Annotated in this window: 8 protein-coding genes; 4 read left to right on the plus strand and 4 right to left on the minus strand. The window is 61.1% G+C overall.

Going from position 1 to position 12,633, the window contains the following annotated elements; all coding sequences use genetic code 11:
- Position 1 precedes the first annotated feature (1 nt).
- Positions 2 to 766, plus strand: coding sequence for a TOBE domain-containing protein (locus tag AC5PZ0_RS21435; RefSeq protein ID WP_493855699.1), 765 nt, complete (start codon positions 2 to 4; stop codon positions 764 to 766).
- Position 767: 1 nt separating this feature from the next.
- On the opposite strand, the gene AC5PZ0_RS21440 is transcribed toward AC5PZ0_RS21435, so the two are convergent.
- A complete protein-coding gene (locus AC5PZ0_RS21440) occupies positions 768 to 2,111 on the minus strand; it encodes a DUF1552 domain-containing protein (protein WP_493855700.1) in 1,344 nt (447 codons plus the stop codon).
- Between the two features lies 1 nt (position 2,112).
- Positions 2,113 to 6,039 (minus strand): DUF1588 domain-containing protein, encoded by a 3,927-nt coding sequence (locus AC5PZ0_RS21445; RefSeq protein WP_493855701.1) that lies wholly within the window; start codon positions 6,037 to 6,039, stop codon positions 2,113 to 2,115.
- Positions 6,040 to 6,523: 484 nt separating this feature from the next.
- On the opposite strand from AC5PZ0_RS21445, the gene AC5PZ0_RS21450 reads away from it, so the two are divergent.
- Together AC5PZ0_RS21450 and rarD are read left to right on the plus strand one after the other, a co-directional pair.
- Positions 6,524 to 7,498: a serine/threonine protein kinase gene (locus AC5PZ0_RS21450; protein ID WP_027594344.1), complete on the plus strand. Its 975-nt coding sequence runs from the start codon at positions 6,524 to 6,526 to the stop codon at positions 7,496 to 7,498.
- Between the two features lie 64 nt (positions 7,499 to 7,562).
- Complete coding sequence (rarD, locus tag AC5PZ0_RS21455) at positions 7,563 to 8,450, plus strand: EamA family transporter RarD (RefSeq protein WP_493855702.1); 888 nt, start codon at positions 7,563 to 7,565, stop codon at positions 8,448 to 8,450.
- A gap of 334 nt (positions 8,451 to 8,784) precedes the next feature.
- On the opposite strand, the gene AC5PZ0_RS21460 is transcribed toward rarD, so the two are convergent.
- Positions 8,785 to 9,303 carry a glycine cleavage system transcriptional repressor gene (locus tag AC5PZ0_RS21460; RefSeq protein ID WP_027594342.1) on the minus strand — a complete coding sequence of 173 codons (519 nt, stop codon included), beginning with the start codon at positions 9,301 to 9,303 and terminating at the stop codon, positions 8,785 to 8,787.
- 453 nt (positions 9,304 to 9,756) lie between these two features.
- Between AC5PZ0_RS21460 and AC5PZ0_RS21465 the strand changes: the two genes are divergently transcribed.
- The gene (locus AC5PZ0_RS21465; protein WP_027594341.1) at positions 9,757 to 11,934 is read left to right on the plus strand and encodes a malate synthase G; all 2,178 of its coding nucleotides are present in this window, start codon (positions 9,757 to 9,759) and stop codon (positions 11,932 to 11,934) included.
- 128 nt (positions 11,935 to 12,062) lie between these two features.
- Here AC5PZ0_RS21465 and AC5PZ0_RS21470 read toward each other — a convergent pair whose 3' ends face one another.
- Positions 12,063 to 12,512 carry a response regulator gene (locus tag AC5PZ0_RS21470; protein WP_493855703.1) on the minus strand — a complete coding sequence of 150 codons (450 nt, stop codon included), beginning with the start codon at positions 12,510 to 12,512 and terminating at the stop codon, positions 12,063 to 12,065.
- Between the last annotated feature and the right edge of the window lie 121 nt (positions 12,513 to 12,633).

Genomic DNA, 12,633 nt, shown 5'->3' on the forward strand with positions numbered 1-12,633 from the left:
CATGTCCCTGCCCGCTCTCCTCACCCAGCACATCGCTCGCCGCCCGCAACGCATTGCCTTGCTCCAGCACATCGCCGAGCAAGGCTCGATCACCCGCGCCGCCAAGGCTGCCGGCATCAGCTACAAAGCCGCCTGGGACGCCATTGATGAGCTCAACAACCTGGCCAGCCAGCCGCTGGTCGAGCGCAGCACCGGCGGGCGTGGCGGCGGTGGCGCACGTCTGTCGGCCGAAGGCGAGCGGGTGCTGCGGCTGTACCAGCGTTTGCAGGCCTTGCAGGCACAGATCCTGGAAGCGGCCGAAGACTCCAGCGACCTCGACCTGCTCGGGCGTTTGATGTTGCGCACCAGCGCCCGCAACCAGCTGCAAGGCCAGGTCAGCGCATTGCGCAGGGAGGGGCGCCATGACCGCGTCAGCCTGGCACTGGGCGGCGGGCTGGAGATAGAAGCCTTGATCACCCGCGGCAGTACCGAGCGTTTGGAGCTGAGCTTGGGCCGCATGGTAGTGGCGTTGCTCAAGGCCGGATGGGTTCAACTGCTGGGGGCTGATGATGAGCCGGAGCCAGGCAGTAACTGCCTGACGGCTTGTATCGAGGAAGTCTTGGCTGAGGAAGGGGGCAGCAGTGAATTGCGCATGGCACTGGGCAATGGCCAGACGCTGTGTGCACTCGCCGAAACAGCGTGGCTGGCCCAGCAGGGCCTGAAGGCGGGTGACGAGGCCAGGGTGCAGTTTCACCCGTCCTTCGTCCTGCTGGGGGTACCGGTCTAGGTCAGGTTACGTTGGTGAAGATGCCAGTCACCGGCGACACGTTGCCGGCATAAGGAACCGAGGTCCCGGCGGCCAGCGCGATCGTTGACCAGATGCGTTGCATGTCGACAAACCTGAGTTTTGCATCCGAGTGCAATTCCCGATCCCACTGGCTCTTGATACTGAAATAGCGGCCATTCCCGCTGCCATTGCGCAGAAGGCCACTGGCGCCACCCATGAGTACCATGGGCATGTTCATCATATGCTCTGGCGCGCCGTCGGCCATTTCGCTGGTGAAGACCACCAAGGTATGTTTGAGCAGACTGTCGCCTGGCACATCAGGATCGCTGTAGCGAGCCAGCTCATCCATGAACAGTTTCACCTGTCGTACATACCACTGCCTGGACCCTCTCCAGACTTCCTCGCCAGCATAACGGTGAGCGCAGTCATGGGGGTTGGTGCTGGCGCTGACATCAAGAATATTCAGCGACTCGGCAGAACGCCCAACCTGCACCGTCGCAACACGGGTCACACCGCAACCCAAGGCCGCGGCCACTACCTTGTGATGGCCGGCCTGAACTTCATTGCGGAACTGCGCCGAACTGATCGGGTGATCTTCCAGCGACAACGGTTCACAAACTGAGGGTATCGCCCCTTCCAGATCCTTGGCGACCTGCTCTAACGCATCCAGATGAGTCACCAGCTTTTCTCGCTGGGCGCCTGCCACGCGCCCTCTGAGTTCTGCGATATCGGCCCTAATCGGGTCAAAAACGTGGGCGTTGCGTGACTGGCTATCGCGCACCGCGCGGGAGGTCGCACCAAACACCGACTCGTAAAGACGCACGGGGTTCTGCTGAGGCGCCCTGATCTTGTCCCCATCCCAAGACACATACCAAGGCGTGTTGTCGATGCCCGCATGCGGGCCAGCAAACAGGCTGCGATGGGTTGGCTGAGTGCCAGGCATCGCATCTCCCAAAATCTTGTCTATGGAACTCATTTGCCCCTTGTTATCACGCAATGCGTAGTTCCAGGCACCATGACCGCCCTGCCCCGAGGCTACGATGATGCCCTGCAAATACAGTGACTGGTCGCGGTAATCTGCCAACTCCTGACTGACTGCGTTTAACTCGAAGTTAGTGCTGTCATCACTTACCGCACGCGGAAACCACAGGCCGTCACCGTAGCCGCCGCTGTACGAGTCAACTGCCAAGCCGTCCGGCACGATGAAGAACACCACTTTCAGACGGGGCACCTGCCGTTCCCCCTGCAGCAGAAATTGAGCAAACCCACTGCTGCTAAGCGGCAACAGCGTACCCGCCGCAGCCAATTGCATCAGGAAACGCCGGCGGCTCTTCAGGATGTCCATGTCAATTCTCCTCTTGGCGCTTGAGGAACACAGGTGAGGTAGCCAGCTCGCGAATCATCTGGATCAACGAACCGTTGGTCTTGAGCGATTCGGCGGCAGACTTCAACGTGCCAACCGACCCTGCAGACACTTTGTTGCCGAACATGAAGCGGAAATAGCTGTCGGCCATGCAGGTTTGCGCCGTGAGATTTGCGGACAGCAGCCGAGCGATATCGCGCACATTGTGAACATTTGCCCAAGTCTCCAGGCCCGTGTTGCTGATGAACGGCCCTGCGGCATCAATGTTCACCGGCACCGGGAACTGCGCATGGTTGTAAGCCGGCTCAGTTTCCCGGTAGCGCCCGGAAGCATCGTAGTTTTCCATGCTGGATCCGGTGTCGTTCATGTACTTGTGGCACTGCCAGCAACGGCCCTCCGAGGCTTGCTCACCGTTGACCAGGTCCCAACGCTCGCGGGTTGTGATCGCCCTTGGCGGATACTGCGGCTCTTGCGGGTCGGCATCGACCGGCGCACCGAACTCCCGGCACAGCAGTTGCTCACGGATCATGATGCCGCGCTTGACCAGTGATGTTGCCTGGTAGTCAGAAGTGGCCGCCTGGGTAGCACCCAGGTGCAACAGCCCCCCCCTTCGCTCATCGACCGTAACCTTGCGCATATCGCCCCCGGTCACCCCGGCAATACCGTAGTGTTCTGCCAGCCTTTGATTGAGGTAGGTATACCCAGGGTTGAACAGTGCATTGAATGCCCCGCCGCTCTTGAGCACCTCACCCACCAGACGTGCCTGCTCCTGCCGCATGCTCTGGATAACCTCAGGCGCCAGCCCGGGCTTTTCCTGGATGTCACGGCTGGTTTTGATGTAGTAGCTGATGAAGCGGTTGAACTGTGTGATCCCCTGTTCGCTCATCAACATCTGCTGAGCCAGCGCACCCATCTGCTCGGGCGTCTCGAGCTGGCCTTGTTCGGCTTTGCGCATGAGTTCTTCACTCGGCGTGGTACCCAGCATTGCGTAAGAAAGCGCTGTCGCTCGTTCGTTGGCGGTCAACTGATAGGTACCGGATGTCCGGCCATCTGTTACGCCCAATTCGGAGCGATACAGGAAGTGAGGTGACAACAGTAATGCTGCGACCAGCGAGGCATCATCATGGTCAGCCTTCACGGCCTCATACCGGCTCAACTCAGCCCCGCTCAGCGGCCGTCGGAAGACGCGATGGCCTAGGCTTTCGACGCTCTGTTGAGCCAGCCATTGCGGGTCGACCTTGCCTGCCACATTCCACGCCACGTCATACAGCGTCTTCAGGTCTTCGGCGTTGATCATCCCCAGATCTGCCTCCCCGACGTACTTGAATTCTTTATCAAACTTGTCGGCCGGCAACGTATCGGCCTGCACGTGCACGGCAAACAGGTCGTGCACGCTGTTCACATACTCGTCACGGGTCAGCAGGCGCAGTTGCCGCTTGCCGAATGCTTGCCCCGGGTCCAGATAGCCGGCCCACAGTTCGTCGTAGAAGTAGTCGGCAATCTGCCCCGAGCAAGACGCATCGCAATGCCCGCTCACGCTCATGCCAAGAATCTGCTGAACCAGGGCTTCCTTGCCCGCCAGGCTCCAGTTGATGGCCTTGTTGGCGTCCTCGAAGTACTGCACGGTATGGCACCTCGCACAGGTGGTCGCCACAACCTGTTTGCCGAGTTCGGCCACGTGCTGGTAGCGCATCTCAACCTTTACTGCATCCCGGCTTTCTTCATCGATGTTCACGACCTGTTGGGTCGGCTCTGGCAGTTCGCTCTGGTAGTACGGGAAGTTGAATTTGTGCTCGCCGACTGGCAGCAGCACGTCCTGGGATCTGCCCCATGGCACCTTGATGACCTGCGCCTCGCCGTCGCTGATCAGGGTGACTTCCCACTGCGCCGGCGCCTCGCCACTGAATGCAGGCTTGTCCGGTGCAACCACGGTGGCCTTGACGGGTTGGAACGGTGGCCGTTCGATGTAGGCGAGTTGCACGACCTGCGCGTCCGGCGAGTCGCTCAGCGTCACCTGTTGCTGGCGCTGGCTGGGTATCAGCTCACCGACGTTGTCCAGCGTGACCGTATACGTGCCGGCAGCCAGCCCCTTGATGCTCAGTGGCGACTCACCCCAGGCGACATCGAAACGCCGGCTGCGCCCATCGCTGCCCGTGAGCGTGCCACTGATCATCAGTGGCCGTACCTCGGGGCTTGGCGCCGCAGTGGGTTGCAGTTTGAGCAGGCTCTTGCCCACCACTTGCCCCATGTCGAAGGTGATGCGATAGATCACCCCGGCCAAGTCGTCAGACACCAACAGCGAGTTGTCGCTCAACGGCAACATGTCGGCTGGGCGGCCAAGGCACGAGTCGTCCAGGCAATACACATTGAAGTGCTCTGTCGAGCCGCCCCACCCCGTTACCAGCGGGATCTGGTTGATAACCTCACGTCCGTCCTTGACCGTGAGCATACGCAACTCCATGCCTGGGCTGGCCTTGGTCCCCGTGCCATGCACGGCCACCAGCAGGCGTTGGAGATTGGCGTCATCGTTGTAGAACCCTTTCCAGAACTCGATGGCGAGCGGTGCGGTGTTGCTGCCCAGTTCATAGGCGGGCGCCTGATAATCTTCAGGCTTGAGCAGGTGCAATGGCTTATCCGAAACGATCGCCCCATCGGCCAATGGCGGCACGATGGAGCCTGGCTCCTGGTATTCCTCCTGGGTAAACCCAGGCACATCGCGGCCGTAGAAATACGGCACGCCGAAATGCTGCCCTTCCTGGCTGATCAAGTTGACTTCGTCAGAGTTCAGGTAGCCCTGCCGGTTGTTATCGGTGAACCAGATCTTGCCGTCCGGGTGCCAGGTGAAGCCGACCGCGTTGCGCACGCCTCTGGCCAGCACCCGCGAGGTGGCGTTTTCGATGTCATAGCGCAGGACTGTGCCATAACGCCCATCTGGCGGAATGATGCAGGTATTGCAGGGAATACCGACGGCGGTATAAAGGCCCTTATCCGATGGATCGATCGGGTTGAAGTGCAAAGGGTGCTTCTGGTGCCAGATGCGCTGACCAGGCCGGGCAAGCGGGAAGGCGGTGTCGTCGGCGGGGAAGTTCATCACCACTTCAGGCTTAGCATCACGATAGTGCTCATCGACATTGCGCACCCGATACAACTTGCCGGAGGTCGAGAAATACAGGTCGCCATCGCGGTACACCACGCCATGCGGCTCTTCCAGCCCTGAGGCCAGCAGATACACCCCTGTTGGCTTACCGGCCTCGTCCAGCGGGATCGCATAGATGAACCCTGCCGTGCGCGCTTCATAGGTGTAGACGGGGATGGCACTGGAGCCGACGTAAAGCACCCGGTTGCCCATCGCCATCTGCCGCGGTTGATACAGGCCGCTGGCAAACAGCTCCACCTTCACACCTGGCAGCGTCACTAGCCTGCTCAGGTCCAGTGGCTGGCGAAACTTGACCTCGAAGCTGATCTTCTCTGGCGTGTCAGGTTTGAATTCGACCTGGGTAGGCGTGGTCAGCGGCAGGTAACCCTGCGCGTCGTTCATGATCAGGTCGTACTTGCAGGCAGGGAGGTCAGGCAAGGTCAGCACTTCATCGGAACGCCCGGAGAACGGAATCGTCTCTTTTTTGCAGCGCAGCACGCCACTGACCTCGAGGTTGCGCCGCCCTGCCGGCCCGACCCCTTTCATCGATGCCGTGAACGGTACCTTGCCCGTCACTGTGCTGAATGACAGCTCCAGCGTGTTGGTCTGGGGCTGAGCACTACAAGCACCAAGGTCGTTCCACGCATCGCGCCAGAGCTCGCTACCGTTGAATGCTTCACCGGGGGAGTAAGGTGGCTGATTACACCACTGCCAGGCACCGACAGTGCCTTCTCTGTCGTTTTTGCATTGGAAGGCCCTGCCAATATTGGTCACCAAACTGTCCTGGCTGTAGGGAGTTTCGCCAGCAGCGGGCTTTTCATAGGCAGGCGCTTGGCACTGTTCAGGCGTTGCCTGTCGTGTTTTCGTGCGCTCCTGCGAAGGTGCGAGGCTCATGTATCCCAACAGGCTTGTCAGCAGTGCAGCAAGACCGAACGCAGCAAGACGGCGCATGAATCGTCTCCTTGTCGAAGCCACCCCGCGCACATGCGCAGGTGACAACCGCCCCGGTGCTCCAGTGGCCAATATGACCAGCCGAATCCGGGATCTCTGAACCGTTCGTGCGCAACTGCCGATATGCGAGAGCGATGAGCAGGACGGTAAACCAGCATCGCTTTTGTGGGTACTGGCAGAAATGCTAGGTACTCGGCAAGTGGGCGGCGCTTGATTGCTTGCGCCTGCGAACCGATTGAGGGAGGCTGGACGCTCAGAGCGTCATTACAATGCGGGCGCTATGCCCCATTCCCCCTGCGGAGCTTTCATGTCCCACCCCTTCGACACCCTCACCCCCGACCTGGTCCTGGACGCAGTTGAAAGCATCGGCTTTCTCAGCGACGCCCGGATCCTGGCCCTGAACAGCTACGAGAACCGCGTCTATCAGGTGGGCATCGAAGACTCGCAGCCGCTGATCGCCAAGTTCTACCGCCCAGGCCGCTGGAGCGATGAGGCCATCCTCGAAGAGCACCGCTTCACCGCTGAGCTTGCCGATTGTGAAGTGCCGGTAGTCGCGCCTCTGCAACATGACGGCCGCACGCTGTTCGAGCACCAGGGTTTTCGCTTCACCCTGTTCCCCCGCCGCGGTGGCCATGCCCCTGAGCCTGGCAACCTCGACCAGCTGTATCGCCTCGGCCAGTTGCTCGGCCGCCTGCACGCCGTAGCCGCGACACGCCCGTTTGAGCACCGCGAAGCATTGGCTGTGGATAACTTCGGCCACGCGTCACTGCAAACCCTGCTTGAGGGCAACTTCGTACCGCGGGAATTGCTACCTGCTTTCGAGTCCGTCGCCCGCGACCTGCTGAAGCGGGTCGAGGACATCTACGCGCGCACCCCGCACAAAGTGATGCGCCTGCACGGCGACCTGCACCCAGGCAACCTGATGCATCGCGACGAGGTCTATCACGTCGTCGACCTCGACGACTGCCGCATGGGCCCAGCGGTGCAAGACCTGTGGATGATGCTCGCCGGCAGCCGCGAGGAACGCCTCGGCCAACTGGCAGAGCTGATCGACGGCTACAACGAGTTCCACGACTTCGACCCTCGCGAGTTGCCCCTGATCGAGCCCTTGCGAGCCTTGCGCCAATTGCACCACAGCGCCTGGCTGGCCCGCCGCTGGGACGACCCGGCCTTCCCGCGCAGCTTCCCCTGGTTTGGCCAGCCGCGCTACTGGGGCGACCAGATTCTCGCACTGCGCGAGCAGATGGCGGCCCTCGATGAACAACCGCTGAAATTGTTCTAGATGTGTGCTGACCTCTGTCTACAATAGGCGTCGCTTTATTTAGCTACCTAAGCAAGGATTCTGCATGCACGCCGCAAACCCGCAACGCGGGTACATCCTGGGCCTCAGCGCCTACATCATCTGGGGCCTGTTCCCCCTTTACTTCAAGGCCATCCAGAGCGTCCCCGCCGTGGAGATCATCGTCCACCGGGTGCTCTGGTCAGCGTTGTTCGGTTCGCTGCTGCTCCTGGTATGGAAGCACCCAGGCTGGTGGCGCGAACTGCGCGACAACCCGCGCAGGCTGGCCATCCTCGCCCTGAGCGGCGCGCTGATCGCGGGCAACTGGCTGACGTATGTGTGGTCGGTGAACAACGGCCGCATGCTCGAAGCCAGCCTGGGCTACTACATCAACCCGCTGATCAACGTGTTGCTGGGCATGCTCATCCTCGGCGAGCGCCTGCGCCGCCTGCAATGGCTGGCGGTGGCCATGGCGGCCGTGGGGGTGGCCCAGCAGGTGTGGCAAGTGGGCAGCCTGCCCTGGGTGTCTCTGGTGCTGGCGCTGAGCTTCGGCTTCTATGGGTTGATCCGCAAACAGGCGCCGGTGGCAGCGCTGCCGGGCCTGGTGGTGGAAACCTGGATGTTGGTGCCGCTGGCCCTAGGCTGGATGTTGCTGCACCCCACTGCCCTGAGCGCACAGGGCGCGTTCTACACCAGCAGTGAAGCGTTGTGGTTGATGGCGGCAGGGCCAGTGACCCTGGTGCCGCTGGTGTGCTTCAACGCCGCCGCACGCCACCTGCCGTATACCACCTTGGGCTTCCTGCAGTACCTGGCGCCGACGCTGGTATTGCTGCAGGCAGTGTTGCTGTTTGACGAGCATTTGTCGTCGAGCACGCTGGTGGCGTTCATGTTCATCTGGGCGGGTTTGGCGATCTATAGCGTCGATGCCTGGTTGAATTTGCGCAAACGCGCCTGATCAATAAATGATCAAAACTCTGCAAGGTACGCCAGCCGTGGCTTGCAGAGACATCTCCAGAGGTTATCCACACCCTCGTCCCCGTGCTTTGTGCACAAGCTGCTGATATTTGGGTGTTTTTTAATCAAAACCTTGCAAGGCGCATGTTACCTGGGCTGGAGAGGTGCGCCCCCAGGTTATCCACAGGGCCGTACCTGTGAAATGGGGGATAACCCTGGGGTCGGCTTCGCGGCCCATTCGCAGCACAAGGCTGCTCCCACAGGTATCACGCAACCTCTGTAGGAGCAGCCTTGTGCTGCGAATGGGCCGCAAAGCGGACCCCGGCAATCCCAAATCAATCCTCCGCCCGCAACTCCAACTCCACCATCAAATCATCCGCCAAACTCTCCAACCGCTGCCGCAGCTCATCCAGCGACAACGTCAACGGCAGCGCCAACAACGCATTGGCATGAAACAGCGGCTCGCTGCTCATCGGTGCAGGCCGCACCTCGGTGGTAAAGCGCTCCAGGTTCACCCCAAGCTCGGCCAGCAGCCGGGTGATATCACGCACGATCCCCGGCCGGTCATTGCCCACCAGCTCCATGGCGATCGGCTTCCAGGTGCACGAGGGCTCGATGCCGCTCTCGGCAATCAGCACGCGAATGTCATACCGCGCCAAGCCCTGCAACGACGCCACCAGCTCTGTGTAATTTTCTGCCGGCACCGCCACCCGCAAGATGCCGGCAAACTGCCCAGCCATGCGTGACATGCGGCTTTCCAGCCAGTTGCCGCTGTGGTCGGCGATGCATTGGGCAATGCGTTCGACCTGCCCGGCCTTGTCAGGGGCAATCACAGTGAGTACAAGATGATCCACAAGCCCTTCCTCTGCGTCGAACCGCGCTGGGCGGCGATAAACCGGGGGATCGATTGAGTATAGGCAAGGCGCGGCAACCTGCCGCAGGGCAATCGACATAACGAATCGTGTACTGTTTCAAGATTTATCTGGAACAATCCACCTGTTTTTTGCGAACATACCCACTCCCAGCGTGACCATACGCGACCAACGGGTCGCACAACGACGCTTTTAGTCTGATTTTGCCCCGCCTACTGCTTCATGTAGTATCCCGTGGCGCGGACTACAAAACGTCGTTTGGATGTCTGCCAAGGCGCCTGTGAAAATACGCACACTGCCCGCCAGCCCGTCTGGCAGGCCGCACCCAGCCGCCCTAGGGTTCATTCACCCAGGGCACGCACTGGTGCCGTGTTTAGAGAAGCGCTACAGGCTTAATACAGAAGAGCGAAATAGCTGAGCAGAGTGAGGCAAGCAATGACTGGATACGTTCAAGTCGGTGGCCTTCAGGTCGCCAAGGTCCTGTACGACTTCGTGAACAACGAAGCCATCCCAGGGACCGGCATCGTCGCCGAGCAGTTCTGGGCAGGTGCAGAGAAGATCATCAATGACCTCGCTCCAAAGAACAAAGCCCTGCTCGCCAAGCGCGACGAGCTGCAAGCCAAGATCGACGCCTGGCACCAGGCACGCAAAGGCCAGGCCCATGACGCCGTAGCCTACAAAAGCTTCCTCCAGGAAATCGGCTATCTGCTGCCACAAGCCGACGATTTCCAGGCCACCACACAAAACGTGGACGAAGAAATCGCCCGCATGGCCGGCCCGCAGCTGGTCGTGCCGGTGATGAACGCCCGTTTCGCCCTGAACGCCGCCAACGCCCGCTGGGGCTCGCTCTACGACGCCCTGTATGGCACCGATGCCATCAGCGATGAAGGCGGCGCCGAGAAAGGCCAGGGTTATAACAAAGCGCGTGGCGACAAGGTCATCGCCTTCGCCCGCGCCTTCCTCGACGAAGCCGCGCCACTGGCTGCGGGCTCGCATGTCGACTCCACCGCCTACAGCATCCAGGGCGGCAAGCTGGTGGTCGCCCTCAAGGGTGGCAGCAACAGCGGCCTGCGTGACGACGCACAACTGATCGGTTTCGTCGGTGACGCCGCCGCGCCGACCGCCGTGCTGCTCAAGCACAACGGCCTGCACTTCGAAATCCAGGTCGATGCCAGCACCCCGGTCGGCAGCACCGATGCCGCCGGCGTCAAAGACATCCTGATGGAATCGGCACTGACCACCATCATGGACTGCGAAGACTCGGTTGCGGCTGTAGACGCCGATGACAAGGTGATCGTCTACCGCAACTGGCTGGGCCTGATGAAAGGCGACCTGGCCGAAAGCGTCAACAAGGGTGGCAAGACCTTCACCCGCACCATGAACCCAGACCGCGAGTACGCCGCGCCTAACGGTGGCAGCGTCACCCTGCACGGTCGTTCGCTGTTGTTCGTGCGCAACGTGGGTCACCTGATGACCAACCCGGCGGTCCTCGATGCCCAGGGCAACGAAATCCCGGAAGGTATCCAGGACGGGCTGTTCACCAACCTGATCGCCCTGCACAACCTCAACGGCAACACCAGCCGCAAGAACACCCGCACCGGCAGCGTATATATCGTCAAGCCGAAGATGCACGGGCCTGAAGAAGTGGCCTTTGCCGCCGAAATCTTCAGCCAGGTCGAAGACCTGTTGGGCATGCCGCGCAACACCGTCAAGGTCGGCATCATGGACGAGGAGCGCCGCACCACGGTCAACCTCAAGTCCTGCATCAAGGCAGCCGCCGAGCGCGTAGCGTTCATCAACACCGGCTTCCTCGACCGCACCGGTGACGAAATCCACACCTCCATGGAAGCCGGCGCTGTGGTGCGCAAAGGCGCCATGAAGAACGAGAAGTGGATCGGCGCTTACGAGAACAACAACGTCGACGTCGGCCTGGCCACCGGCCTGCAAGGCCGTGCGCAGATCGGCAAAGGCATGTGGGCCATGCCCGACCTGATGGCCGCCATGCTCGAGCAGAAGATCGCTCACCCGCTGGCCGGCGCCAACACCGCCTGGGTACCTTCACCGACTGCCGCGACCCTGCATGCCCTGCACTACCACAAGGTCGATGTGCAGGCACGTCAGCGAGAGCTGGCTACGCGCACCCCGGCGTCGGTCGACGACATCCTGGCTATCCCGCTGGCTGCCGACACCAACTGGTCGGACGAAGAGATCCGCAACGAGCTGGACAACAACGCCCAAGGCATCCTCGGTTACGTGGTGCGCTGGATCGATCAGGGCGTGGGTTGCTCGAAAGTGCCGGACATCAACAACGTCGGCCTGATGGAAGACCGCGCCACCCTGCGCATCTCGGCCCAGTTGCTGGCCAACTGGCTGCGCCATGGCGTGGTCAGCGAGGCGCAGGTGCTGGAAAGCCTCAAGCGCATGGCGGTGGTGGTTGACCAGCAGAACGCCAGCGACGCCCTGTACCGCCCGATGGCGCCGAACTTCGACGATAACGTCGCGTTCCAGGCCGCTGTAGAGCTGGTGATCGAAGGTGGCAAGCAGCCGAACGGCTATACCGAGCCGGTGCTGCACCGCCGTCGTCGCGAGTTCAAGGCGCGTAACGGGCTGTAAATCGCAAGGGGCCGCTGTGCGGCCCATTCGCGGGCAAGCCCGCTCCCACAGGTACCCCACTCAGCTCCAATGCAGCGGGGTACTTGTGTGCGGGCTTGCCCGCGAATGCTATGGCACAAGCAACCGACCTACTTGAGCCCTAACTCCTGCTTCACCAACCTCAGCAGTTTCTCCAAATCCACAGGTTTGAGCAGAAAATCCACCACCCCAAGGTGCATCACATCCACCGCCTCTTTCACATCGGTGTCACCCGACACCACGATGATCGACAACGCCGCCCACCTCGATTCACGAATCTGCCGGATCAACGCCATTCCGTCCTTGGGCTCCATGCGCAGATCAGTAATCATCAGGGCAATTCTGGGTTCCCAGTGCAGTTTCCACAGCGCTTCCAGAGCACCATCGGCCGTCATGCAATCGATGCCCCGGCTTTTCAGGTAGTAGCTCAGCGCCTTCCTGTTCACGGCATTGTCATCGACCACCAGCACCACCGGTCGGGGCGCAGCAGGCGCACTCACCACGGCCAGTGCCTCGCGTTCGGCGTCACTCAAGAGGTCGTCATGCTCAACCATGGTCATCTCGTCAAAAAGTCGTGCTCACGGTAAGACCGCATCATGCGATATTGATCACACGCCGCTCATAGACTTACGTCCAATGGGCACCACAGCGCAGCCAGCCGACCATGGGGACCGAGAACAA

Source organism: Pseudomonas sp. 5.2 (assembly GCF_059025405.1).

Excerpts from the sequence above, each read along its gene's own strand:
- AC5PZ0_RS21465 (WP_027594341.1), top strand. The coding sequence starts at position 9,757 with ATGACTGGATACGTTCAAGTCGGTGGCCTTCAGGTCGCCAAGGTCCTG.
- AC5PZ0_RS21470 (WP_493855703.1), bottom strand. The coding sequence starts at position 12,512 with ATGACCATGGTTGAGCATGACGACCTCTTGAGTGACGCCGAACGCGAG.
- AC5PZ0_RS21450 (WP_027594344.1), top strand. The coding sequence starts at position 6,524 with ATGTCCCACCCCTTCGACACCCTCACCCCCGACCTGGTCCTGGACGCA.
- AC5PZ0_RS21435 (WP_493855699.1), top strand. The coding sequence starts at position 2 with ATGTCCCTGCCCGCTCTCCTCACCCAGCACATCGCTCGCCGCCCGCAA.
- AC5PZ0_RS21440 (WP_493855700.1), bottom strand. The coding sequence starts at position 2,111 with ATGGACATCCTGAAGAGCCGCCGGCGTTTCCTGATGCAATTGGCTGCG.
- rarD (WP_493855702.1), top strand. The coding sequence starts at position 7,563 with ATGCACGCCGCAAACCCGCAACGCGGGTACATCCTGGGCCTCAGCGCC.